The organism is Pseudomonas fluorescens (assembly GCF_041354075.1).
GTDB lineage: Bacteria > Pseudomonadota > Gammaproteobacteria > Pseudomonadales > Pseudomonadaceae > Aquipseudomonas > Aquipseudomonas fluorescens_CE.
The window spans coordinates 399,553-424,452 of sequence record NZ_JARZGC010000002.1 but is presented as its reverse complement, the minus strand read 5'-3'; the positions used below and the strand labels follow the sequence as shown (position 1 = coordinate 424,452).

The window sequence follows — 24,900 nt, the reverse complement described above, 5'->3', positions numbered from 1 at the left end:
GTGGTGGTGTAGCTTGTCGTCCGGGTTTTTCAACAAATATAAAGCCCGCCCCGCCCCCCCCGCCCCCCCCCCCCCCCCCCCCGCTCCCACAGGGGATTGCGTCGGGTCATCCGGTGAATGAAATACTCTCCACCACCTCCAGGTCATACCCCGTCAACCCCGCATACTTCAGCGGCGGGCCCAGATGCCGCAGCTTGCCCACGCCGAGGTTCTGCAGGATCTGCGCACCGGTCCCTACTTCAGAATAGATCCGCGACTGCGAGCGGTTGAACTGCCGGGGCGGCTGGGTCAGTTGCGGCACGCGCTCCAGCAGCGCCTGGGAGGACTCATGGTTGGCCAGCACCACCACCACGCCGCGACCTTCCTCGGCCACCCGTTGCAGCGCCGCCCACAGCGTCCAGTTGCTGGGGCCGCTGTATTCGGCGCCCACCAGGTCGCGCAGCGGGTCGATGACGTGCACGCGCACCAGCGTCGGTTCATCCCGTCGCAGATCGCCCATCACCATGGCCATGTGGACACCGCCTTCGATGCGGTCCTCGTAGGTGATCAGACGAAAGGTGCCGTGCACGGTCGGCAATTCGCGTTCGCCGATGCGCACCACCGTGTGTTCGGTGCTGAGGCGATAGTGGATCAGGTCGGCGATGGTGCCGATCTTGATCCCGTGCTGGCGCGCGAACACCTCGAGATCCGGACGACGAGCCATGGTGCCGTCGTCGTTCATCACTTCAACGATCACCGAGGCCGGGGTGAAGCCGGCCAGGCGCGCCAGGTCGCAACCGGCTTCGGTGTGGCCGGCCCGGGTCAGCACGCCGCCTTCCCGGGCGCGCAACGGAAAGATATGCCCCGGCTGCACGATGTCGGTGGGGCCGGCGCCGGACGCGACGGCCGCTGCCACGGTGCGTGCACGGTCAGCAGCGGAGATGCCGGTGGTCACGCCGACGGCGGCTTCGATGGACACGGTGAACGCGGTGCTGAACACGCTGCCGTTGCTCGGCACCATCTGCTCAAGACCCAGGCGCTGGCAGTGCTCGTCAGTCAGGGTCAGGCAGATCAGGCCACGTGCCTCGCGGGCCATGAAGCTGATGGCCTCGGCCGTGCAGCAGTCGGCCGCGAGCAGCAGGTCGCCTTCATTTTCCCGGTCCTCGTCGTCCACCAGAAGCACCATCTTGCCCTGGCGGTAGTCTTCGATGATTTCTTCGATGCTGTTGAACGCCATGTTGAACTCTCGATGTTTGATGGAGATATTTTGTGGTATACCATAATACAAAATAAACCGAGAGGTCACTATGAAGGCGTACTGGATAGCTCACGTGGATGTCACCGATTCCGATCAATACAGCCACTACACCCAGCGGGCGCCAGCGGCTTTCGCGTTGTACGGTGGGCGACTGCTGGCCAGGGGCGGGCGCAGTCAGGCGATGGAAGGTCGACCGACACCGCAACGCAGCGTGGTGATCGAGTTCGACTCCTACGAGCAGGCGCTGGCGTGCTACCAGTCGAAGGAATATCAGGAGGCCAAAGGGCACCGCGAAGGCGTGGCGCGGGCTGAGGTGATTATTGTCGAGGGTGTGGCGCCGGTCTAGCGGGAGCCAGAAGACATGTGGGAGCGCTTGCTCGCGAATGCGGTGGATCAGACACCTGATCGTCGACTGAATCAACGCATTCGCGAGCAAGCCCGCTCCCACAGGTTTTATGCAGGATTCAACATCCTGACTCACCGGATAAAATGAATCTTCCCGGTATCGTCATTGCCGATGTAGATGCCATACACCCCGGCCTGGCGTTCTTCGATGTAGCGTTCGAGGATCTGCCGGATGGCGGGATAGTAGATGCTGTCCCAGGGAATGTCCTCGGGCGCGAAGAATTTGCAGGCGAGGGTTTCCGGCCCGTATTCGCCGGTGATCTCCAGCGCGATGGCGCGGTAGATGATGTACACCTCGCTGATCTTCGGCACGCTGAAGATCGAGTATGGCGAATGGATTTCCGCCCGCACGCCACTTTCTTCCCAGACTTCACGCAGCGCCGCCTGTTCGGTGGTCTCGCCGCCTTCCATGAAGCCGGCCGGCAGCGTCCAGGTGCCGGGGCGTGGTGGAATCGCGCGCTGGCACAGCAGGTATTTGCCGTCCTGCTCGATGATGCAGCCGGCGATGATCTTCGGATTGACGTAGTGGATGTAGCCGCAACCGCAGCACATCAGGCGCTCGTGCGTATCACCCGGCGGCAGCTGCGACTTGAGGTCGTTGCCGCCGCACTTTGGGCAAAAGCTCGGGCTGAACATGATCAGCGACCTATGCGCGGTTCTTTTAGCGCGATGGGAAGGGTGATCTCGGGGGTGTCCCCGGTCTCTTCCTGTTTGCGCTTGAGGTAGTCCAGTGCGACCGCCGCCGCCGCGCGGACGTGATCGACACAGGCCTGGTGCGCCACCAGCGGATCGCCGGCCTTGATCGCCTCGACCATGCGTTCCATTTCCTGGTTACTGGCGCCGCGACGGTTTTCCTGGGACACCGAGGTCGCCCGCAGGTAGCTGATGCGCGCCTGCAACTGACGCAGCTGGGTCGCCGCCACGTGGTTGCCGGAGCCTTCCAGCAACACGTCGTAGAAGCCCTGTACCGAATCGATGACCTGTTGCAATTCGCCTTCCTTGAGGGCCTTGCGGTTTTCCTCCAGGGCTTTTTCCAGGGCCTTGATGTCCTTGGCCTTGGCGCGCAGGGTGAAGAGCTGGACGATCAGGCCTTCGAGCACGCACCGCAACTCGTAGATGTCGACGGCATCGGCCAGGGTGATGATCGCGACCCGTGGGCCCTTGGCGTCGGCGAACTCCACCAGACCTTCGGATTCGAGGTGGCGCAAGGCTTCGCGAACCGAGGTGCGGCTGACCCCCAGGCGGTCGCACAGGTCACGCTCGACCAGACGGTCTCCGGGCATGAGCTGGAAGTTCATGATGGCGCTTCGCAGTTTATCCAGCACGATTTCGCGCAGGGTAACGGGGTTGCGATTGACCTTGAAGCTGTCGTCGAGTGGCAGGCGTTTCATGGGGTCCGCTCTGAGTGTGGCTGTCCATGCAAAACGAGCACTTCGACCCAAGGATCATCGTGCTCGATCAATCAAAACAGCAAGGTTAACTGGAAGCCTCGGCGTCGGCTTCGGCGAACGCTTCACGGGCAAGCCGGAAACTGTCCACCGCAGCGGGGACACCGCAATAAATACCGACCTGAAGCAGAATTTCGCGTATTTGTTCACGACTCAGCCCGTTACGCAAGGCGCCGCGTACATGCAGCTTGAGTTCGTGGGGCCGGTTGAGGGCCGAAATCATGGCCAAGTTTATCATGCTGCGCTCTTTAAGCGACAAACCCTCACGACCCCAGACATGGCCCCAGCAGTACTCGGTGACCATTTCCTGCAGCGGCCGGGTGAAGTCGTCGGCGTTCTCGATGGAGCGCTGCACGTAGGCCTCACCGAGCACTTGCGTGCGGATTTTCAGGCCTTGTTCGAACTTCTCATTGCTCATCAGCGGGTGCTCTCCAAGTCGTCGAGCCCACCCATCAGGGTGTATTTGAGCTCCAGGTAATCTTCGATGCCGTACTTCGAGCCTTCGCGGCCCAGGCCCGAAGACTTGATGCCGCCGAACGGTGCGACTTCGGTAGAGATCAACCCTTCGTTGATCCCGACCATGCCGTATTCCAATGCTTCGCTCATGCGCCAGGCGCGGCCGAGGTCGCGGGTGTAGCAGTAAGCGGCCAGGCCGAACTCGGTGTCGTTGGCCAGGTGGATCGCCTGGCTTTCCGTTTCGAAGCGGAACACCGCCGCCAGCGGGCCGAAGGTTTCTTCGCGGGCGACCTTCATCGATGACGTCAGGCCGGCCAGCACGGTCGGCTGGAAAAAGCCGTGGCCAAGGGCATGTCGTTCACCGCCGCACAACAGTTGCGCGCCGTGGGCGAGGGCGTCCTGCACGTGGTCTTCGACCTTGGCCACCGCGCGTTCGTTGATCAGCGGCCCCTGGGTCACCCCCTGATCAAAGCCATTGCCGACGTTCAGTTGCGCCACGCGTTCGGCCAGGCGAGCGACGAACGCGTCGTGGATGCCCGCCTGCACCAGGAAGCGGTTGACGCACACGCAGGTCTGGCCGGCATTGCGGAACTTGGCGATCAGCGCACCTTCCACGGCACGCTCCAGATTGGCGTCGTCGAACACGATGAAGGGCGCATTGCCGCCCAGTTCCAGGGAGACTTTTTTCAGGGTCGGCGCACATTGCGCCATCAGCAGCTTGCCGATGCCGGTGGAGCCGGTGAACGACAGCTTGCGCACCAGCGGGCTGCTGGTCAGTTCGCCGCCGATGGCCACGGCGTCGCCGGTGATCACGTTGAATATGCCCGGCGGGATGCCGGCCTGTTCCGCCAGGGCGGCCATGGCCAGCGCGGAGAACGGCGTTTCCGGTGCCGGCTTGACGATGCAGGGGCAGCCCGCCGCCAATGCCGGGCCCGCCTTGCGGGTGATCATCGCCGCCGGGAAGTTCCATGGCGTGATGGCGGCGACGACGCCGATCGGCTCCTTGCTGACAACGATGCGCGCATCGCCTTTATGGCTGGGGATGGTGTCGCCATAGATGCGCTTGGCCTCTTCGGCGAACCACTCGATGAAGCTGGCGGCGTAGAGGATTTCGCCCTTGGCCTCGGCCAGTGGCTTGCCTTGTTCGAGTGTCAGGATTTCTGCCAGGGCGTCCGCCTGCTCGATCATCAGCGCGTGCCAGCGCTTGAGGATGCTGCTGCGCTCCTTGGCGGTCAGGGCGCGCCAGGCCGGCCAGGCGTCGTTGGCGGCGGCGATGACCTGCCGGGCGTGCTCGGCACCGAGGTTCGGCACCTGGCCGATCCGTTCGCCGGTGGCCGGGTTGAAGATGTCCTGGGTGGCGCCATCCGGCGCGTCCAGCCAGTGGCCATTGAGGTAGGCCTGCTGGCGGAACAGTTGCGAGGCTGCAGGGCTCATGCGGGCTCCTGAAAAATTGGGGAAGAATCTCCGTCCCCTGTAGGAGCGAGCATGCTCGCGATGGTCGCCAACGATAACGTTGGTGTCCTGACACCCCGCGTGCTTCGGGATATCTTCGCGAGCATGCTCGCTCCTACAGGGACGCGTTGTGGCGGACGTCAGGACAACGTGGGCAACGGCCCCAATTTGCCTTTGTGGTAGATCATCGGCGTGACGGGCTGCTCGGGCAGGATCAGGTTCTTCACTGCGCCGACGATGATGGCGTGATCGCCACCGTCGTATTCGCGCCACAGTTCGCACTCGATGATCGCCGTGGCCTTGCCCAGCAACGGGTTGCCCAGGGCGCTCAGGTGCCACTCGATGTCCTTGGCCTTGTCCTTGCCTTTACTGGCAAAGGCATAGGCTTCGGCGGTCTGGTCGGCAGACAGCAGGTGAATCGCGAACTGCTTGCTGTCGCGCAGCACCGGGTAGGTGTCCGAGGCATAGTTGGGGCAGAACAGCACCAGGGCCGGGTCGATCGACAGCGCGCTGAACGCGCTGGCGGTGATGCCGACGATACCGCCGTCCGGGTCCAGGGTGGTGACCACCGTGACCCCGGAAGGAAAGGAGCTCATGACGTCTTTGTAAATGCCGGGTTCGATCATGTCGGTGGTCTCCTAACGCATCACAAACGGGTCAGGCATCGGTGCCTGTGAGAGGTTGATCCACACCGTTTTCAGTTCGGTGTAGGCCAGCACCGAATCGATGCCGCTTTCGCGTCCATAGCCACTGTTCTTGAAACCGCCGATCGGCGCCATGGCCGAGACCGCACGGTAGGTGTTGACCCAGATGATTCCCGAGCGCACGTCCCGCGCGAGGCGGTGGGCGCGACCCAGGTCGCGGGTCCAGATGCCGGCGGCGAGGCCGAACTGCGAGTCGTTGGCGATCGCCAGTGCCTCGGCTTCGTCCTTGAAACGGATGACCGAGGCCACCGGACCAAAGACTTCTTCCTGCATGATCTTCATCGAGTTGCGGTCGCACTCGAACAGCGTCGGTTCATAGAACCAGCCGTCACCCACGCCGGTCGGGCGCTTGCCGCCAAGGCGCAGGCGTGCCCCTTCGGCGACGGCATCGGCCACCAGGCCTTCGACCACTGCCAACTGCTGTGCGGTGGCCATCGGGCCCATTTCACTGCTGTCATCCTGCGGGTTGCCGATGCGGATGCGCTGGGCACGTTCCACCAGGCGGTTGACGAATTCGTCGTAGATCTCGTCCTGCACCAGCAGGCGTGAACCGGATACGCAGCTCTGCCCGGAGGCGGCATAGATCCCGGCGATGGCGCCGTTGATCGCGCTGTCGAGGTCGGCGTCGGCGAAGATGATGTTCGGCGATTTGCCGCCCAGTTCCAGCGACAGCTTGGCGAAGTTCTCCGCGCTGCTGCGTACCACGTGTCGCGCCGTGGCCGCACCGCCGGTGAAGGCGATCTTGCGCACCAGCGGGTGGCGGGTGAGGGCGGCGCCGGTGCTCGGGCCGTAGCCGGTGACGACGTTGACCACGCCCGGTGGAATGCCGGCTTCCAGGGCCAGGCGCGCCAGTTCGAGAATGGTTGCTGAAGCATGCTCCGATGGCTTGATCACGATGGTGTTGCCGGCCGCCAGGGCCGGAGCCAGCTTGATTGCCGTCAGGTACAGCGGGCTGTTCCAGGGGATGATCGCGGCGACCACACCCATGGCTTCGTGCACGGTGTAGGCAAACAGGTCCGGCTTGTCCAGCGGCAGGGTGCCGCCTTCGAGCTTGTCCGCCAGGCCTGCGGTGTAATGGAAGAACTCCGGCAGGTAGCCGACCTGGCCGCGGGTTTCGCGAATCAGCTTGCCGTTGTCGCGGCTTTCCAGCTGGGCCAGTTTTTCCTTGTTGTCGGCGATCAGGTCGCCCAGGCGTCGCAGCAGTTTGCCGCGAGCGGTGGCGGTCAGGCCGCGCCAGGCCGGGCTGTCGAAGGCGCTCTGCGCGGCCTGCACGGCGCGCTCGACATCGGCTTCGTCGGCATCGGGCAGTTCCGCCCAGGCTTCGGCCAGCGCCGGGTTCAGGCTTTCGAAGGTCTTGCCCGAGAGGGCATCGACCCATTCACCGCCGATGCACATCTGGAAGCGTGCGAGTGTCATGCAACGATCCCCTTTATATGGTTTTGTCGGGAGTGCGCGGTCTCGAGAAACTCCAGCAACAGCTGGTTGACCAGGCGCGGCGATTCTACGGGCATCATATGCCGTTGTTCGGCGAGCACCGCAACCGTTGCGCCGGGAATACGCTCGGCCAGTTGCCGGGCCATTTCCGGTGTCGAGCCGGGGTCCAGCTCGCCGGTGGCGACCAGCGTCGGTGCCTGGATACTGGCCAGGTCATCGGCGCGGTACATGTCCTGGGTGGCGAACAGTTCATAGGTGGTCAGGTAACCCTGCGGGTCATTCTGCGCCAGGGTCTGGCGCAACGCGGCGATCTGCGCCGGGTTGGCCGCCTGGTATTCACGGCTGAACCAGCGCGACAGTGCGGCTTCGGCGTTGGCATCCGGCCCGTGCTCGGCCGCCTGGGCGGTGCGGGCAATGACGCCGGCGCGCTGTTCGGCCGTGCGGTTGAACACGCTGTTGAGTACCACCAGGCCTTGCAGGCGTTGCGGGTAGTGCAGGGCGAATGCCCGCGCCACCAGCCCGCCCATGGAGAAACCGATCACGATCGCCTGCGGGATTTGCAGGTGGTCGAGCAGCTCCAGCAACTGGTCGGCATAACCCAGCAGCGGCGTGCCGCTTGGCGGGCGCGGGCTGGCGCCATGTCCCAGCATGTCGTAGGCGATCACGCGGTAGTTTGCGCAGAGGCCAACGACCTGGCCGCCCCACATTTCTTTGTTCAGGCCCACGCCGTGGATCAATACCACGGGCTGGCCTTGGCCGGTCGCCAGATAACTGGTGCCAGCCGGGGTACGTTCAGCGGTGAGCCGAATCATGGAGCGCTCCTGCATACCTTTTTGTTGTGGTGACCGACCGGCTTACTGGGCTTTTTCGGCTGCCAGTTCTTCCAGGTCGATGTAACGGTTACCGATGCGCGGGTGCAGGCGGCCACCGTCGGCGCAACCCAGAACCACAACGATTTCGTCGGCGCGCGGTGCGTCTTCGATCTGCATTTCCAGGGTGATGTAGTGCGAACGCAGGCCTTCGTCGTCCTTGTGCATCATCGGGATCTGGATCGAGGTGCCCGGGCCGCCGCGCTTGTTGGTGAAGCTCAGGTAGCTCTTGGCCTTCACCGCTTCGCGGTAGTGGTTGCCAAAGCGCAGGGTGTGGATGACTGCCGAGGCGTGTTCGATTTCGCCATCGGCACCGACCACTGCTGCCTTGCCGTAGGCCTCGATCTTGTCAGCACCACCGATCAGGCTCACCAGGCGCTCGACCATTTGTGCGCCGAGATCGGAGCAGTTGGCGCGAATTTCCGGTTTCAGGTCTTCGACAAAGCCGCGACCCAGCCATGGGTTCTTCATGACGACGGCCAGGCCGATCATGGTGACCGGCGTGTCGGTGGCTTTGCCGCCTTCGATAAAGGTTTGCTCGACATAGCTGACGATCTTGCGGATTTCGAAACTCATGAGCTGCTCCGTACGGGATGAAGGATGTTTGTGCGTATGATGGTATACCATAATACCGGCAACGCAAGAGCCCGAAACGGGTTTCTGCAGGGAAGGCGACAAAATGCGTGGGAGGGGGCCCCGTTCTCTGTAGGAGCGAGCATGCTCGCGATGGTCGTGAACGATAACGTTGGGTGTCTGACAGCCAGCGGTGCTCCTGACACCATCGCGAGCATGCTCGCTCCTACAGGGATCTTGCCGAGCTGGGCGTCGAGTGCTGCCGATATCTGCTTAACTGACTGATGCGGTTGTTTGCGCTGCTAGCAAAGTGCCAGAATAGGGCCCTTGCGCGCAGCATCACTATCAGGCGGCTTGAATGGATGGCCCTGGATTGCGGTACCCAAAGGAAGACTTCATTTTGAAACTGGTGCAATCGGATCGATTGCACCAGTTGTTTCGCCAGTCGGTTTTAGCGGTGTTAGGCAGTTTCCTCGCACAGCTGATGCTGTGCTGGCTGTGCTGGGATCGTTTCGATCACGGCGTCGTGGTCACCTGGGTCGGCTTGCTGGCGGCGGCGTCGCTGGTGCGTATCCTCATGTTCATGGTGTATTTCCGCAGCCCGGACCGCGAGCGCACGCCGCAGCGCTGGGAGCGCATCTACTGGGTCACGCTGGTGGTGTCCGCCAGCATCTGGGGCGGTGGCGCACTGGCGGTCATCCCGGCCGATGACCTCGTGGCCCAGACGCTGGTCATGCTGTTCTGCGTCGGCATGTCGGTGAGCGCCGTGTCCTGTTATTCGGCCTACCGCTACATGACGGTGGTGTCGATTGTCCTGGTGCTGCTGCCTTGTACGCTCTGGCTGTTGTTCCAGCCTTCCTCCCTGCAGGTTGGCATGGGGGTGGCGGTAATGGTGTTCGCCTCGTTTGTCTTCAGCGCCACGCGAAGCCTGTCCGAGGCTCTGGAAACCGCGTTTCGACTGACCCGTGAAATGGAACACGCCCACAGCCTGTCCACGCGTGCGGCGCAGACCGATGAACTCACCGGCCTGAAGAATCGCCGGGCGTTTTTCGAAGAGGCCCAGCAACTGTTCGGCTACTGCCGCAAAAACCACCTGCCGCTGTGCGCGGTGATGCTGGACATGGATCACTTCAAGCACATCAATGACACGCACGGGCATCAGGTCGGGGATCAGGTGCTGCGACAGATGGGCCTGGTCATCAGCACGGCGTTTCGCGACAGCGACGTTTACGGACGCCTGGGTGGGGAGGAGTTCGCCGTCCTGCTGCCGGATACCTCGATCGACGTCGCCCGCGGCATTGCCCAGGAACTCCTGCACTCGCTCGCGGGCATGATGAGCGGGCCGGTCCACCGCATCTCGGCCAGCGTCGGGGTCGCGGCGATCACGGCCGATGATCACGACCTGCACAGCCTGATGAACAACGCCGACAAGGCGCTGTATCGCGCCAAGGCTCGTGGGCGGAATCAGGTGGCGGTGGCTGAATAGCCGGTCTCAGGCATCATCGCGATAACACCCCGGCGTCATGCCGAACCAGCGAATGCAGGCCTTGTGAAAGCTGCTCTGGTCGCGAAACCCCAGCAGCGCGCCGATGTACTTCACACTGCGCGCCGAATTGCGCAGGAAGTTGTGCGCAAGCATCAATCGCGCTTCGTCCTGCAACGCCGAAAAGTGCGTGTCCTCATTGCTCAGGCGCCGTTGCAGGCTGCGGGCGCTGACGCCCAGCGCCTGGGCGATCCGGTTCAGGTCGCTGGGCACGCCCTGGGCCAGCCGTTCGGACAGCACCCGACGCACCCGCTCGGTCATCGAGCCGTTGAGCACCAGGTTCAGGCGTGTGCGGGCGTATTCGACATGCAGGACATCCAGCGCCGGGTCGGCGGTGGGCAACGCTGTCGCGCAGTCCTCGGTGCTGAAGCTCAGGCTGTTGTACGACGCGCCGAAGGACAGGTTGCTGCCGAGCAAGCCTTCCAGTTGTGTGGTGTCCGCCGGCCTCTGGTAAGTGAAGGTGGCCGCCACCGGGTCGGGCCTGCGTTTGGGCAACAGCCAGTGCACCAGCCCCAGGGTCTGCGCGGCGCCGGCGTCGATGAAGGCGCGGGGTGTCAGAGAGGGCTGGGTACTGACGTCCAGGCCGATCAGTTTCACCACCCCGGGTTCCTGGTCCAGGCACATGTAGAAACCGTTGCAGATCAGCGATTGGTAATCCACCAGGCGTTGCAACGCGCTGCCCAGGGTCGGGCAGGACATCACGGCGTAACCCAGCACTTCCAGGTTGGCCGGGTGGGCGCGGGCATAGGCCAGCAGTCCGATGTCCGGGTTGGCGGTTCGTTGTGCAGCCTGCGCCATGACTTTGTAGACCAGCTCCAGCCGAACGCCGTTGGGGTTTGCCCAGACTTCCTCGTGGCTGCTGTCGAACTCTTTTAGCAAGGCTTCTACGTTGGCACCCGCGTCCGTCAAGACGTCGGCGAGCACCCGGAAACCGGTGCTGGTCATTCTGTGCATGCTTGTTCCCGGCGTAATAGCTAAGTGATGTCGCGGAGCCGGCGCATGATCGCAATAAACAAATGGTCACAGTCGATTAACGCCACCGACAGGTTTCCAAGGACAAGCGAAAGGTATCCGGGAACACTTCCTGAGCGCTGGGGGAGCGTCGATCATGGCCGCCAGTCAGCAGGTGGTGGCATAAAGCCAGTTGAGCGCCCACTTCAATCGGCGGCAGGACCCCGTCTTGTCTATGGATGTGACATGCACAGAGTCAAGAATTTCTACAACGAGCTGGCCCGGGGCAAACTGGTGTTGGCGTTCCAGCCAGTGGTCTGGTTGCCCGACAGCGATCGGGTGCTGTATCAGGAAGGGCTGTTGCGGCATATCGATGCCCGGGGAGAGGGGGTCTATCCCTTGGCCATGCTGGAGCAGTTGCAATCGATGCGCGAACTCGACCGCCGTGTGGTGGACTGCGTGATTGCCCGTCTGCTGCAGAACGAGCACCTGCGACTGGGCTGCAACATCTCCGCGCAAAGCGCGATCATCGACCACTTCTGGCAGCCGGTCCTCGCGCAACTGCGCCAGACACCCTCGGTGGCCGCGCGACTGGTGATCGAAATCACCGAAAGCGCCACACCGCCAAGCACCACGGCGGCCATCGAGTTTGTCCTGTGCCTGCGAGAACTGGGTTGCCGGGTGGCCATCGATGATTTCGGGGCCGGCCTGGGGACGCTGGAGTTCATCCGCAAGACCCGGCCGGACATCGTCAAGATCGACCAGGGCTATTTGCAGCGCGCACGCCTGGAGACCAACAACGCCCAGACCCTCGGCCACCTGGTGCAACTGTGCAAGACGCTGGCGCCTTGCGTGATCATCGAGGGGATCGAATCCGAAGCCGACCGCGCCCTCGCCACGGCTTGTGGCAGCGAGTGGGGGCAGGGTTACCTGTTCGGGCGGCCGCGCATCGATGCGCTGGGCGAGCGCTGCCAGGTGCGGCCGGGGCCTGCCTGAGGCAGCAGGATGCAACGAATGCCCCGCCAAGGCCTCATATGAAAACCAGCGACGCCTTGCAGGAGCAGGGCGCGGGCATTCAAGAGGAGAGGTGGGCATGACGGCAGCGGAGAAAAACCACGTGGACTGGCTGGTCGGGCAATCGATGCTGCACATGGCCAGGCAGCGCGCCCGGCTGTATAGCGGGCAGGGCCGTTTGTGGCAGCAGCCCTACGCGCAGACCCGTCCCCGTGATGCCTCGGCCCTGGCCTCGGTGTGGTTCACCGCGTACCCGGCGTCCATCATCACCCGCGAGAATGGCAGCGTGCTCGAGGCGCTGGGCGACGAAGCCCTATGGCACGCGCTGTCGAAAATCGGCATTCAGGGCATTCACAACGGGCCGTTGAAAAAGTCCGGTGGCCTTCGCGGCACCCGGCACACGCCGACCATCGACGGCAACTTTGACCGCATCAGTTTCGACATCGATCCGCAACTGGGCACCGAGGCCCAGCTCCAGGCGTTGACGCGCATGGCTGCGGCGCACAATGCGGTGATCGTCGACGACGTGATTCCGTCGCACACCGGCAAGGGCGCGGATTTTCGCCTGGCCGAAATGGCGTACGAAGACTACCCGGGGCTCTACCACATGGTGGAAATTCGCGAAGAAGACTGGCCGTTGCTGCCTGAGGTGGCCGAGGGGCGTGACGCGCAAAACCTCAGCCCGCAGCAGGTCGATGTGTTGCGTGACAAGCATTACATCGTCGGCCAGTTGCAGCGCGTGATCTTCTTCGAGCCCGGGATCAAGGAAACCGACTGGAGCGCGACGCCGATCGTCATCGGCGTCGATGGCAAACCACGGCGCTGGGTCTACCTGCATTATTTCAAGGAAGGCCAGCCCTCTCTGAACTGGCTGGACCCCAGTTTCGCAGCACAACAGATGATCATCGGCGACGCGTTGCACGCCATCGACGTCATGGGCGCGAAGATCCTGCGCCTGGACGCCAACGGCTTTCTCGGTGTGGAGCGCAAGCTCGATGGCACGGCCTGGTCCGAAAGCCATCCGCTGTCGATCACCGGCAACCAGTTGCTGGCTGGCGCGATTCGCAAGGCCGGCGGGTTCAGCTTCCAGGAGCTGAACCTGACCGTCGACGACATCGCCGCCATGTCCCACGGCGGGGCGGACCTGTCCTATGACTTCATCACCCGACCGGCCTACCAGCACGCGCTGCTGATGGGCGACGCCGAGTTCCTGCGCCTGATGCTGCGGCAGATGCACACCCAGGGCATCGACCCGGGATCGCTGATCCATGCGTTGCAGAATCACGACGAGTTGACCCTGGAACTGGTGCATTTCTGGACCCTGCACGCTCACGACACCTTTCTTTATCAGGGGCAGACCTTCCCCGGCAACATCCTGCGTGAACACATCCGCGAGCAGATGTACGAGCGCCTGTCGGGCGAGCATGCGCCCTACAACCTGAAATTCGTCACCAACGGCGTGTCCTGCACCACCGCCAGCATCATCACCGCCGCGCTGGGCATTCGTGACCTCGAGGCCATCACCCCGGCGGACGTCCAGCAGATTCGCCAGATTCATCTGCTGCTGGTGATGTACAACGCGATGCAGCCCGGTGTATTCGCCTTGTCCGGCTGGGACCTGGTAGGCGCGTTGCCGCTGCCGGCCGAACAGGTGGCCGACCTGATGCTCGATGGCGATACCCGCTGGATTCATCGCGGCGCCTACGACCTGGTGGACTCCAATCCGCAGGCGGAGCGTTCCGAAGGCGGGATGCCACGCGCGAAGACCTTGTACGCCAGCTTGCCCGAGCAACTGCAGGACCCCGATTCCTTTGCTTCGCAGCTCCAGCGCATCCTCGCGGCACGGCGCGCCTACGACATTGCCGCCAGCCGCCAGATCCTGATCCCGGACGTCGAGCATCCAGGGCTGCTGATCATGGTCCACGAACTGCCGGCCGGCAAAGGCACGCAGATCACCGCGTTGAACTTCAGTGCGAGCGCCATCACCGAAACCCTGCACCTGCCCAGCATTGCGCCGGGGCCGGTGGTCGACATCATCAACGAGCGGGTCGAAGGCGACCTCACGCCCGAGGGCGACTTCACCATCACCCTGGATGCCTACGAGGGGCTGGCGTTGCGGGTGGTCAGCAGCTCGCCGATGATCTAGCGGGTAATCAATCGAAACTTCGACGTCCAGGCCACTGTCCAGACCCTTACACCTTCCGGGCGCCCCCCAGGCGCCCGCAAATGCTCGAAGCACCGGTGAAAGGCGAGGATCGACATGACGATGACAGTGGGAGATTTTCTGGTTGAACGACTCAGCCAGTGGGGCGTGACGCGAATTTTTGGTTACCCGGGGGACGGCATCAACGGTGTCTTCGGTGCACTGAGTCGGGCCCAGGGCAAGATCGAATTCATTCAGGCGCGGCATGAGGAAATGGCCGCCTTCATGGCCTCGGCCCATGCCAAGTTCACCGGCGAACTGGGTGTCTGCATTGCCACTTCCGGCCCGGGCGCCTCGCACCTGATCACCGGGCTCTATGACGCGCGAATGGATCACATGCCCGTGCTGGCGATTGTCGGCCAACAGGCCCGTGCCGCGCTCGGTGGGCACTATCAACAGGAGCTGGACCTGTTGTCGATGTTCAAGGACGTCGCCGGGTCGTTCGTCCAGCAGGCCTCGGCACCGTCGCAGGTTCGGCACCTGGTGGACCGGGCGGTGCGCACGGCGGTCGGCGAGCGCCGGGTCACCGCGTTGATCCTGCCCAATGATCTGCAGGAGCTGCCGTACGAGGAACCTGCCAGGGAGCACGGCACCGTGCATTCCGGTGTCGGTTACAGCAAGCCGAAAGTGCTGCCCTATGAGGCGGATCTGCAACGCGCCGCCGACGTATTGAATGCCGGTGAGAAGGTGGCCATCCTGGTGGGGGCCGGCGCCTTGAATGCCACCGATCAGGTGTTCGCCGTGGCGGAAAAGCTCGGCGCGGGCGTGGCCAAGGCACTGCTGGGCAAGGCGGTATTGCCCGATGATCTGCCTTGGGTTACCGGCAGCATCGGCCTATTGGGCACCGAGCCCAGCTACAAGCTGATGATGGAATGCGACACCTTGCTGATGATCGGTTCGGGTTTTCCGTATTCCGAATTCCTGCCCAAGGAAGGGCAGGCGCGGGGTGTACAGATCGACCTGCAGCCCGACATGCTCAGCTTGCGCTACCCCATGGAAGTCAATCTGGTGGGCGACGCCGCCGAAACACTCGCGGCGCTGGCGCCCTTGCTGGTGCCGAAGACTTCCGGCAAATGGCGCAAGAAGGTCGAAGGCTGGCGCAACACCTGGGACAAGACCCTGCACAAACGCGCGCTGATGAAGGCCGACCCGATCAACCCGCAACGGGTGGTGCATGAGTTGTCACCACGTGTGCCGGAGCAGGCCATCATCACCTGCGATTCGGGCTCCTGCGCCAACTGGTACGCCCGGGATCTGCAAGTGCGTCGCGGCATGAAATGTTCACTCTCCGGCGGGTTGGCGTCCATGGGCGCCGCAGTGCCTTACGCGATTGCCGCCAAGTTTGCCTACCCGCAGCGTCCGGTGATTGCGCTGGTGGGCGATGGCGCGATGCAGATGAGCAACATGGCCGAGCTGATCACCGTCGCCAAATACTGGAAGCAGTGGCAGAGCCCGAAATGGATCTGTGCGGTGTTCAACAACGAGGACCTCAACCAGGTCACCTGGGAGCAACGCGTGATGGAAGGCGATCCCAAGTTCGAGGCCTCGCAGAACATTCCCGACGTGCCGTACCACCTGTTCGCCATCTCCATCGGGCTCAAGGGCATTTTTGTCGATCGTGAAGAGGACGTGGCAGCGGCCTGGGAACAGGCGCTGGCGTCGGAGGTACCGGTGGTGATCGAATTCAAGACGGACCCCAACGTCCCGCCGCTGCCGCCGCACATCAAGCTGGAGCAGGCGAAGAAGTTCGCCTCGACCTTGCTTCAGGGCGATCCGGACCAGGCCGGCATCATCGTGCAGACCGCCAAGCAGGTGTTGAGCTCGGTGCTGCCCGGAGGCAAGAAGTAGCGCAGCGAAGCGGTCTGGGTGCAATCTGATCCGTATTTTATCGTGGAATCTGCGCCTGTTATGTACAGGCGCAGCGGATCACAATGGAGCCACGATTCAGCCATTGCACTGAGTGTGCATTTCCAGGAGGCCCCCCATGGCCAAGATGTCTCTGTTTCTCGGTGGATTTCTGGTGTTGACCCTGTTGATCGGTGCGCTGGCGACCATTTCGCCGGTTTGATTGCAGCGCTGCGTGCCCTGTAGGAGCGAGCATGCTCGCGATGGTCGCGAACGATGACGAGGGCATTCTGACTGCCCGCGGTGCTGCTGCTTTCATCGCGAGCATGCTCGCTCCTACAGGAGATTGCGGCGTTATTTCAGGTCAAACCGATCCAGGTTCATCACCTTGGTCCAGGCCGCGACGAAGTCCTTGACGAATTTCTCCCTCGAATCGCTGCTGGCATAGACCTCGGCCAGCGCACGCAACTGCGCGTGGGAGCCGAAGACCAGGTCGACTCGCGTGCCGGTCCATTTCACCTGGCCGGTTTTGCGATCCCGTCCTTCGAAGGTTTCGTTGGTGTCCGAGGTGGGTTTCCATTCCACGCCCATGTCCAGCAGGTTCTTGAAGAAGTCGTTGGTCAGTTTCTCCTTCTCGGTGGTGAACACGCCATGACGGCTTTGTCCGGCGTTGGTGTCCAATACCCGAAGCCCGCCGATCAGTGCGGTCATCTCCGGTGCGCTGAGGGTCAGTTGCTGCGCCTTGTCGATCAGTAAATGCTCGGGCGCAACGCTGTAGCGGGCCTTGGTGTAATTGCGGAAGCCGTCGGCAATCGGTTCCAGGAAGCCAAAGGATTCGACGTCGGTCTGCTCCTGGGAAGCGTCCATCCGCCCCGGGGTAAAGGGCACCGTCACGTTGTGCCCGGCGTTTTTCGCCGCCTGTTCGACACCGGCGCTGCCCGCCAGCACGATCAGGTCAGCCAGCGAGATTTTCTTGCCGCCGCCTTGCGCACCGTTGAATTCGCCCTGGATGCCTTCGAGTTTCGCCAACACGCCGGCCAATTGCTCAGGCTGGTTGGCCTGCCAGAATTTCTGCGGGGCCAGGCGCAGGCGGCCGCCATTGGCACCGCCGCGTTTGTCGGAGCCACGGAAAGTCGAAGCTGCCGCCCAGGCCGTCGAGACCAGCTGCGACACACTCAGGCCGGACGCGAGGATTTTACTCTTCAGCGCAGCCACGTCGGCGTCGTTGACCAGTGCATGGTCGACCTTGGGAATCGGATCCTGCCAGAGCAATTCTTCATTGGGCAGTTCCGGGCCCAGGTAACGCGAGAGCGGGCCCATGTCGCGGTGGATCAACTTGAACCAGGCGCGGGCGAAGGCATCGGCGAGCTGATCGGGGTTCTCCAGGAAGCGGCGGGAAATCGGCTCGTAGATCGGGTCGAAACGCAGCGCCAGGTCGGAAGTGAGCATCCGTGGCGTGTGGCGTTTGGACGGGTCGTGGGCATCGGGAATCATCCCGGCGCCGGCCCCGTCTTTCGGGATCCACTGGTGGGCACCCGCCGGGCTTTTGGTCAGCTCCCACTCGAAACCGAACAGGTTTTCGAAATAGTTGTTGCTCCATCGCGTTGGCGTGGTGGTCCAGGTCACCTCCAGGCCGCTGGTGATGGTGTCCGGCCCCTTGCCGGTGCCGAAACTGTTTTTCCAGCCCAGACCCTGTTGCTCGAGGCCCGCCGCTTCCGGTTCGGGGCCGACATTGTCGGCAGGCCCCGCGCCGTGGGTTTTACCGAAGGCGTGCCCCCCGGCGATCAAGGCCACGGTTTCCTCGTCGTTCATGGCCATGCGGCCGAAGGTTTCACGGATGTCCAGGGCCGACGCCACCGGATCGGGGTTGCCCTCGGGGCCTTCGGGGTTGACGTAGATCAGGCCCATCTGCACGGCGGCCAGCGGGTTTTCCAGGTTGCGCCCATGGTCGGTGCGGCTGTCTTCGTTTCTGCCGGGCTCGGCCACCAGGGGCACATCACCCGGCGCCTGCACGGGTTTCTGCGCCTTGTCGTAACGCACGTCGCCACCCAGCCAGGTATTCTCCGAGCCCCAGTAAACGTCTTCGTCCGGTTCCCAGACATCGGCTCGCCCACCGGAAAAGCCGAAGGTCTTGAAGCCCATGGATTCCAGGGCGACGTTGCCGGTCAGGACGATCAGGTCGGCCCAGGACAGGTTGCGGCCGTATTTCTGCTTGACCGGCCAGAGCAGCCGGCGCGCCTTGTCGAGGCTGACGTTGTCGGGCCAGCTGTTGAGCGGGGCGAAGCGTTGCTGGCCGGAACCGGCACCGCCCCGTCCATCACCGGTGCGGTAGGTGCCGGCCGCGTGCCAGGCCATGCGCACGAACAGGGGCCCGTAATGGCCGAAGTCGGCGGGCCACCAGTCTTGCGAGTCGGTCATCAGTGCCGTCAGGTCGCGCTTGACCGCCGCGAAGTCAAGTTCCTTGAAGGCTTTGGCGTAGTCGAAACCCTCGTCCATGGGGTCGGACAGGGACGAGTGCTGGTGCAGGATCTTCAGGTTCAGCTGGTTCGGCCACCAGTCGCGGTTGGTCGTGCCACCGCCAGCAGCGTGGTTGAAAGGACATTTCGATTCGTTTGCCATGTGCGAGATACCTTTGGTCGTGTTCATCCGGCGCCCGAAGTGGGCGTTAAACAGCGACGAGCGGAATCGAGGCCACAGGCTTCAAGGCCAGCAGTGAGACCACACAGGCAGGTGGGAACAACGGCGAGGGCCGATGCGGTCGGTGGGCTAGTCAGGCTTGGGGCTCATTCCTGTCTCCTTTTCAGCGCTAATCCGGCCGGCTTATGGCGCCAGCGCAGACTAAGGGTAGACCCGAGCGGGGGAGTCAGCTAATAGCCCCAGTATTGCGAGGCCATAGAGAGAATCTTTCTTCTAATACCTTGAGATAACGCGCTTTTGGCAGTGGTGTTCTTTATAGTGGCCAAATAATATCAATCATAAAAATATGCCAGTCGGATCGCGTGCACAGCGCTGAACGTTCCCTGCTGGTTGACACTGGGTTTACTTGAGATTGTCCATGCCTAATCGCTCCCTGCACTTCAAGTTGTTCTGGACGGCCCTGATCGGGACCGTCGTCGTCATGGCCCTGCTGCTGGGCTCCATCGCTTACATCGCCTACGGTTCCTCGGTCAAGGAAACGTCCGCACTGGTCGACACCATCGTCAAGGCCAATGCCAAGGAAGTTGAAGTTGAACTGGGTGTCGGCTTTACCGTTGCCCAATCCCTGGCCAGCGCCGCGACGGCTCTTCAGCAACAGCAGGTCGAACGTAAGACCGCCGATGCCGTGACGCGTCAATTGCTCGAGGCCAACCCGCAGTTGCTCGGCCTGGGCCAATACTGGGAACCCAACGCGTTCGACGGCAAGGACAGTGACTTCGTCAACCAGCCCAACCACGATGCCAGCGGACGGTTCCTGACCTATTGGAACCGTGGCAGCGGTTCGGTGAAATCGGAAGTGCTGGTCGGTTACGTCCCGGAGAGTGCGGATAACCAGTATTACTACCGGCCGCTGAAAAGCGGCCAGCCGTGGGCGTCCGAGCCCTATGCCTACAGCACGGGCAATGGTCAGAAAACCCTGCTGGTGTCGATCATGGCGCCGCTGTTGCAAGGCGGTAAAGCCGTGGGCGTGGCGGGGGTCGATATCCCGCTGGAAAGCATCAAGCGACAACTGTCGAAGATTGACGCCTACAAAGGTTACGGCGCCCTGATCTCCAGCAATGGCCTGTATGCGAGCCACCCGGATGACAAACGCCTGGGCGAGCCGGCCGACGACCTGCCACCCGCGGCCAGGGAAGCGATCAAGGCGGGCAAGCCCTACAGCTTCCAGCGCGACGGCTGGAGCTACATGCTGCAACCGGTGCAGATCGGCAAGGCGCCCAACACCTGGGCGTTGATGGTGGCGTACCCGCTGGCCGAAGCCATGGCCGGGATCAATCAGTTCCTCTGGACGGCGGTCATCATCGGGTTGGTGGCGCTGCTGGTGCTGGCCATTGTGCTGTGGCATCTGCTGGCGTGGCAGATCCGTCCGTTGTCGGGCCTGACCACCGGCATCCAGGCCTGGGGCGGCGAGTTGGGCTTGCGTTTCGAGCAACGCAGCGGCGATGAAACCGGCAAGCTGGCTGGCGCGTTCAACCAGTTCATCCAGCGCCTGGGCGATCTGGTGGGTTCGATCCGTCACAGCAGCGGGGCTTTGATCCAGATATCCAATCACCTGGGCGAGACCACCCAGGCAGTGGCCGAACGGGCGACGTCACAACATACGGCCACCGAAGAAATGGCCAGCGGCGTCACCGCGCTGGCGCACTCGGTCACCGAGATGTCGCAACAGGCCGAAGACGTGGAGCAACTGGCGCGCAACACCGAGAAGCTGACCCAGAACATCTCAGGCGACATGAGCCAGACACTGGCGGGTATCACCCACATCGACCAGACCATGGACGTCGTTGCCGACACGGTGGGCGACCTGGAAAAACGCTCGCAGCAGATTGCCGGGATCATCGCGGTGATCCGCAGCATCGCCGATCAGACCAACCTGCTGGCGCTCAACGCGGCGATTGAAGCGGCGCGGGCAGGGGAGCAGGGGCGCGGGTTCGCGGTGGTGGCCGACGAAGTGCGACAACTGGCGGAACGCACCAGCCGTTCGACCGGCGAAATCGGCGAGATGATCGGGGCCATCGGTTCGGACGTGCGCAACACGGTGGCCAACGTCCAGCAGGTCGGCGAAGCGGTGCGTGAAGGGGTGGTGCAGTTGACCACCTCGGCCCAGGGTGTCGAGCAGATTCGCCAGCATGCCCAGGACATCCTGACGCGCATCAGCGAAGTGGCGCGCCAGACCCAAAGCCAGGCGGCGACGGGTGAGCAACTGTCGGTGGCCATCCAGGGCGTCAGCCGGATTTCCGAGCAGAACGACCAGGCGATCCGCAGCCTGCTCGATCAGTCGCTGCAATTGCGCGATCAGGCGGGTTCCTTGAACCAGCAACTGACCCAGTTCAAGGATTGAGTCGAGGACGGAGGTTGCGTCGGCCGCCGCCTCCGTTCTCTGCTGTCACATCAGCGGGATGCTGTAGCTGACGATCAGGCGATTCTGCTCCTGGTTGCGGCTCGCCTCGCTGTTGGACTGGCCATTGCGCCAGCCAAGCCCCACCCCCTTGAGTGCACCCGACTGGACCGTGTAGTCCAGGCTGAAGTCGCGCTCCCACTCCTTCTGGGTGTTGCCCGTGGCGGTCTTGATGTTGTCGCCGCTGAGGTAAATGACGGATGCCTTCAAACCCGGCACGCCAAGCGCTGCAAAGTCATACGCATACTGGCCGAACGCGGTGCGCTCGCCGGCGCGGGTGAAGGTCTGGATCAGGCGATCGGTATACAGGTAAAGACTGACACCGCCAGCGCCCTTGTCCGGCAGGCCGCCCTGGTTGAGTTGTGTGAAGCCGCTGCCGCTGGACACGCTCTGGTAGCCTGCGGTGAAAGCATGGGCGCCGAGACTGTAAATCAACGCGGCGCTCCAGGTGCGGTTGTCGATTTCGCCATCATTGCCGTCGGTATAGCCGCTGATCCGGTAGCCCGAGGTGCCCGAACCGTTCTTGCCGGACGAATCGGTCTTGAAGTAGCGCAGGTCGGTTTTCAGCGATTGATTGTCCGTGATCGTCCATGTGTGCAGCAGGCCGAAAAACTGCTGGCTGTAGTAGTCGTCCAGGTGGGCGTAGTAATACTGGGCAGTCAGGTCGCGGGTGATTTTCCAGTCGCCACCGGCAAAATCGAACGCGTTGCTTTCCCGGGTGCCTCCGGTCGCCGCCAGGCCCGTCTGGTCGCTGGAACCGCGGCCGGTGGCGTGTTCGATGCGCCCGCCGATGAGGGTCAGGTCCTTGAACTCGCTGGAGGTGATCTGCCCACCCTCGAACGTCTGGGGCAGCAGGCGGCCGTCGTTGGCCACCAGAATCGGCAGTTTCGGCATCAGCGTACCCAGGCGCAGCTCGGTTTTCGACACCCTGACCTTGCCGGTCAGGCCCAGGCGGCTCCACTCATCCACGGCGCTGTCGTCGCTGTCCGATGGGATCATGCTGCTGCCGACATGGCGCCCCTTGCCGCTGTCCAGGGTCACGCCCATCAGCCCCAGCGCATCGACGCCAAAACCGATCATGCCGTCGGTGTAGCCCGACTTGAAATCCAGCAGGAATCCCTGGGCCCATTCTTCGGTTTTCGACGGCACCGCCGTCCCGTCGCGGTTGTCGTTGTTGAAGTAGAAATTTTTCAGCCCCAGTGTCACCTTGCTGTCGCGCAAAAAGTCCGCGTGCGCCTGGCTGCCGAAGGTCATGGCGCCCAAAGCCAGGGTGATAACGGTGTACTTGCTGCTCATGTAAAACGCCCCATTTTCTTGTAGTTGGATTCGCGAGGGTGACTCCCTCCGGCCGATGCGCGGACGGCGGGAGCGAGGTGTTCGGCTCAGATCCCCAGCACGTTGGCGCCGATGCACGGATCAATGCCGCGTTCCAGGCGACGCGGGTGGACGATCACGGTGATCTCCATCGAGCCGGTGGTCACCTCGAAATCGAGGATGTGGCCACCGTAGGCCTGAAACGTGGCATCGCCGGCGACACCGTGCATGTGGATCGACGGCTGATCGTTTTTCCAGGCCAGCGAGCCGGTGATGCTGGCCATCTCGACGTTGTTCAGGACTTTTGGGTCGAAGTCTTTCTTGTCTTTGTTCCAGAACCCGAACTTGACGTTGCCGAAGCCGATCCCGCTGATCGAGGCGCTGGGGATCTTTTCGGCGATGGCCAGTTTGGTCAGCTCCTTGAAGGCGTTGTCACCCATGCGCAGCACCATCAGGTAACCGGTGGGAGTCTTGGTGTAGCGTGGTGTGGTTGGGGTGGCACATTGCATGGGCGGTGTCGTCGCGGCGGGTGTGGTTTCGGCCAGGGCCTGCGGGGTGCCGGTCGTGCCGAGCAGCCAGGCGGCGGTCATGGCGAGCATCAGTTTGCACAGGCGATGTTGCGGGTGACGTTGAACGTGCATGGGACTTCCTCGGTTTTTGTTGTTGTGGGTGACAGCGGTGGAGCGGTGCAGAACCCTGTTTTCAGGGCGAGCGAACCCGGCGCCTGTCACTCGACAGGCGCGCGGATGTGGATTGAAATGGGCGGCGGGTTACAGCGCCTGGCGGTGACTGACGCCATCGACCAGCCGGGCGATGCCCAGCGGATTGGCGTTTTTCAGGGCGTCGGGCAACAGGCTGTCGGGGCAGTTCTGGAAACACACCGGGCGCAGGAAACGGTCGATCGCCAGGGTGCCGACCGAGGTGCCGCGTGCATCCGAGGTGGCCGGGTAGGGCCCGCCATGCACCATGGCATCGCAGACTTCCACGCCGGTGGGGTAACCGTTGAACAGCACGCGCCCGACCTTCTGTTCCAGCAGTGACAGGATCGGGTCCAGGCCGGCCAGGTCAGCGTCTTCGGCAATCAGCGTGGCGGTCAACTGGCCGCGCAAGCCGTGCAAGGCCTGGAGCAGTTCGGCGTGGTCGGCGACTTCGACGACCAGGGTGGTCGGGCCGAACACCTCTTCCTGAAGTCGCTCATCGCCGTTGATCAACAGGCTGACATCGGCCTTGAACAACTGCGCCCGTGCCTGATTGCCCTGCTGTGGGTTGCCGGCCAGGTGGGTGATGCCGGGGTGCGCGTGCAGGTGCTCCAGACCCTGGCAATAACTGTTCAGGGCACCGGCGTTGAGCATGGTCTGCGCCGGTTGTTGATCGAACAACGTGCTCAAGCGTTGCAAAAAACCGGTGAACTGCGGCGAGCGAATGCCCAGCACCAGACCGGGGTTGGTGCAGAACTGGCCCGCGCCCAACACCACCGATGCGCTCAGTTCTGCGGCGATCTGCTCGGCGCGGGCGTTCAACGCGGCGGGCATCAGCAGCACCGGGTTGATGCTGCTCATCTCGGCGAACACCGGGATCGGTTGCGCTCGGGCTGCGGCCATGTCGCACAAGGCCCGGCCGCCGCGCAGCGAACCGGTGAAACCGACCGCCTGGATCGCCGGATGCTTGACCAGCGCCTCACCGACGCTGCCGTAGAGCAGGCTGAACACGCCGTTGGGCATACCGGTTTTTTGCGCGGCGCGGGTAATCGCATCGGCGACGTAATCGGCCGTCGCCATGTGCCCGCTGTGGGCCTTGAACACCACCGGGCAGCCAGCGGCGAGGGCCGAGGCAGTGTCACCACCGGCGGTGGAGAAGGCCAGCGGGAAGTTGCTGGCGCCGAACACCGCGACCGGACCGAGGCCCGTGCGGTACTGGCGCAGGTCCGGGCGAGGCAAGGGTTGCCGCTCCGGCAGCGCGCGGTCGATGCGTGCAGCGTAGAAATCACCCCGACGCAGCATGGTTGCGAACAGGCGCATCTGGCCGCTGGTGCGGGCCCGTTCACCCTGGATACGCCCGACGGGCAGGGCGGTTTCCTGGCACACCAGCTGGATGAACGATTCGTCGAGGGCGTCCAGCTCGGCAGCGATGGCGTCGAGGAAGCCGGCACGGCGCTCGGCGGAAAAATTCCGGTAAATCGGATAAGCCACCGCGGCAGCTTCGGCTGCGGCGTTCACTTCCTCGTTCGTTGCCTGATGGAAGCGATAGGGCAGGGCTTCGCCAGTGCTGGCATCGTGGCTTTGCAGGGTATGGGCGCCCTTGGCCGAACGGGCGCCGGCGATGTAGTTGTGGCCGGAAACTTCAAACATGTTGGACTC

The 24,900-nt window shown here is 63.2% G+C and carries 19 protein-coding genes and 2 pseudogenes; 7 read left to right on the top strand and 14 right to left on the bottom strand.

The annotated features are described in order from the left end of the window. Positions 1-106: 106 nt before the first annotated feature. Positions 107-1,216, bottom strand: coding sequence for a bifunctional 3,4-dihydroxy-2-butanone-4-phosphate synthase/GTP cyclohydrolase II (ribBA, locus tag QIW53_RS04235; protein WP_371048428.1), 1,110 nt, complete (start codon positions 1,214-1,216; stop codon positions 107-109). Between the two features lie 70 nt (positions 1,217-1,286). Here ribBA and QIW53_RS04230 point away from each other — a divergent pair, with 70 nt between their 5' ends. After that, positions 1,287-1,583 carry a DUF1330 domain-containing protein gene (locus tag QIW53_RS04230; RefSeq protein WP_371048427.1) on the top strand — a complete coding sequence of 99 codons (297 nt, stop codon included), beginning with the start codon at positions 1,287-1,289 and terminating at the stop codon, positions 1,581-1,583. 131 nt (positions 1,584-1,714) lie between these two features. Here QIW53_RS04230 and QIW53_RS04225 read toward each other — a convergent pair whose 3' ends face one another. From QIW53_RS04225 to QIW53_RS04190, 8 genes are all read right to left on the bottom strand, one after another. Continuing rightward, on the bottom strand, positions 1,715-2,278 hold the full coding sequence (locus QIW53_RS04225) for an NUDIX hydrolase (protein ID WP_371048426.1): 564 nt from the start codon (positions 2,276-2,278) through the stop codon (positions 1,715-1,717). Positions 2,279-2,280: 2 nt separating this feature from the next. After that, a complete protein-coding gene (locus QIW53_RS04220; RefSeq protein ID WP_371048425.1) occupies positions 2,281-3,033 on the bottom strand; it encodes a GntR family transcriptional regulator in 753 nt (250 codons plus the stop codon). Between the two features lie 85 nt (positions 3,034-3,118). Beyond that, positions 3,119-3,508, bottom strand: a complete 390-nt coding sequence (locus QIW53_RS04215) for a carboxymuconolactone decarboxylase family protein (protein WP_371048424.1) — start codon at positions 3,506-3,508, stop codon at positions 3,119-3,121. Continuing rightward, entirely contained in the window at positions 3,508-4,980 is a 1,473-nt protein-coding gene (locus tag QIW53_RS04210) for an NAD-dependent succinate-semialdehyde dehydrogenase (protein ID WP_371048423.1), read from the bottom strand. Before QIW53_RS04210 ends, QIW53_RS04215 begins: the two co-directional genes overlap by 1 nt. A gap of 158 nt (positions 4,981-5,138) precedes the next feature. Beyond that, entirely contained in the window at positions 5,139-5,624 is a 486-nt protein-coding gene (locus QIW53_RS04205; RefSeq protein ID WP_371048422.1) for a flavin reductase family protein, read from the bottom strand. A 12-nt stretch (positions 5,625-5,636) separates the two neighbouring features. Then, positions 5,637-7,118, bottom strand: coding sequence for an aldehyde dehydrogenase (locus QIW53_RS04200; RefSeq protein ID WP_371048421.1), 1,482 nt, complete (start codon positions 7,116-7,118; stop codon positions 5,637-5,639). Continuing rightward, complete coding sequence (locus QIW53_RS04195; RefSeq protein WP_371048420.1) at positions 7,115-7,948, bottom strand: alpha/beta fold hydrolase; 834 nt, start codon at positions 7,946-7,948, stop codon at positions 7,115-7,117. Before QIW53_RS04195 ends, QIW53_RS04200 begins: the two co-directional genes overlap by 4 nt. Positions 7,949-7,990: 42 nt before the next feature. After that, entirely contained in the window at positions 7,991-8,581 is a 591-nt protein-coding gene (locus QIW53_RS04190) for an amino acid synthesis family protein (protein ID WP_371048419.1), read from the bottom strand. Positions 8,582-8,936: 355 nt separating this feature from the next. On the opposite strand from QIW53_RS04190, the gene QIW53_RS04185 reads away from it, so the two are divergent. Continuing rightward, a complete protein-coding gene (locus QIW53_RS04185; protein WP_371048418.1) occupies positions 8,937-10,064 on the top strand; it encodes a GGDEF domain-containing protein in 1,128 nt (375 codons plus the stop codon). 6 nt (positions 10,065-10,070) lie between these two features. On the opposite strand, the gene QIW53_RS04180 is transcribed toward QIW53_RS04185, so the two are convergent. Next, positions 10,071-11,075 carry an AraC family transcriptional regulator gene (locus QIW53_RS04180; protein WP_371048417.1) on the bottom strand — a complete coding sequence of 335 codons (1,005 nt, stop codon included), beginning with the start codon at positions 11,073-11,075 and terminating at the stop codon, positions 10,071-10,073. Between the two features lie 243 nt (positions 11,076-11,318). On the opposite strand from QIW53_RS04180, the gene QIW53_RS04175 reads away from it, so the two are divergent. From QIW53_RS04175 to QIW53_RS04165, 3 genes are all read left to right on the top strand, one after another. Beyond that, positions 11,319-12,068: an EAL domain-containing protein gene (locus QIW53_RS04175; protein WP_371048416.1), complete on the top strand. Its 750-nt coding sequence runs from the start codon at positions 11,319-11,321 to the stop codon at positions 12,066-12,068. A 97-nt stretch (positions 12,069-12,165) separates the two neighbouring features. After that, on the top strand, positions 12,166-14,232 hold the full coding sequence (gene treS, locus QIW53_RS04170) for a maltose alpha-D-glucosyltransferase (RefSeq protein ID WP_371048415.1): 2,067 nt from the start codon (positions 12,166-12,168) through the stop codon (positions 14,230-14,232). Positions 14,233-14,346: 114 nt separating this feature from the next. Continuing rightward, on the top strand, positions 14,347-16,137 hold the full coding sequence (locus tag QIW53_RS04165; RefSeq protein ID WP_371048414.1) for a thiamine pyrophosphate-requiring protein: 1,791 nt from the start codon (positions 14,347-14,349) through the stop codon (positions 16,135-16,137). 351 nt (positions 16,138-16,488) lie between these two features. Here QIW53_RS04165 and katG read toward each other — a convergent pair whose 3' ends face one another. Further along, a complete protein-coding gene (gene katG / locus QIW53_RS04160) occupies positions 16,489-18,753 on the bottom strand; it encodes a catalase/peroxidase HPI (RefSeq protein ID WP_371048413.1) in 2,265 nt (754 codons plus the stop codon). 436 nt (positions 18,754-19,189) lie between these two features. On the opposite strand from katG, the pseudogene QIW53_RS04155 reads away from it, so the two are divergent. Both QIW53_RS04155 and QIW53_RS04150 read left to right on the top strand, forming a co-directional pair. Beyond that, a pseudogene (locus QIW53_RS04155) lies at positions 19,190-20,311 on the top strand (PDC sensor domain-containing protein); the annotation flags it as partial. 324 nt (positions 20,312-20,635) lie between these two features. Beyond that, positions 20,636-21,172: pseudogene (locus QIW53_RS04150) on the top strand (methyl-accepting chemotaxis protein); the annotation flags it as partial. A gap of 45 nt (positions 21,173-21,217) precedes the next feature. Here the strand turns inward: QIW53_RS04150 and QIW53_RS04145 are convergent. The 3 genes from QIW53_RS04145 to QIW53_RS04135 all read right to left on the bottom strand — a co-directional run bounded on the left by QIW53_RS04145 (position 21,218) and on the right by QIW53_RS04135 (position 24,891). Then, the gene (locus tag QIW53_RS04145; protein ID WP_371048412.1) at positions 21,218-22,525 is read right to left on the bottom strand and encodes an OprD family porin; all 1,308 of its coding nucleotides are present in this window, start codon (positions 22,523-22,525) and stop codon (positions 21,218-21,220) included. Positions 22,526-22,611: 86 nt separating this feature from the next. Further along, positions 22,612-23,184 carry a PPC domain-containing DNA-binding protein gene (locus QIW53_RS04140; protein WP_371048411.1) on the bottom strand — a complete coding sequence of 191 codons (573 nt, stop codon included), beginning with the start codon at positions 23,182-23,184 and terminating at the stop codon, positions 22,612-22,614. A 129-nt stretch (positions 23,185-23,313) separates the two neighbouring features. Further along, positions 23,314-24,891, bottom strand: coding sequence for an aldehyde dehydrogenase (NADP(+)) (locus tag QIW53_RS04135; protein WP_371048410.1), 1,578 nt, complete (start codon positions 24,889-24,891; stop codon positions 23,314-23,316). Between the last annotated feature and the right edge of the window lie 9 nt (positions 24,892-24,900).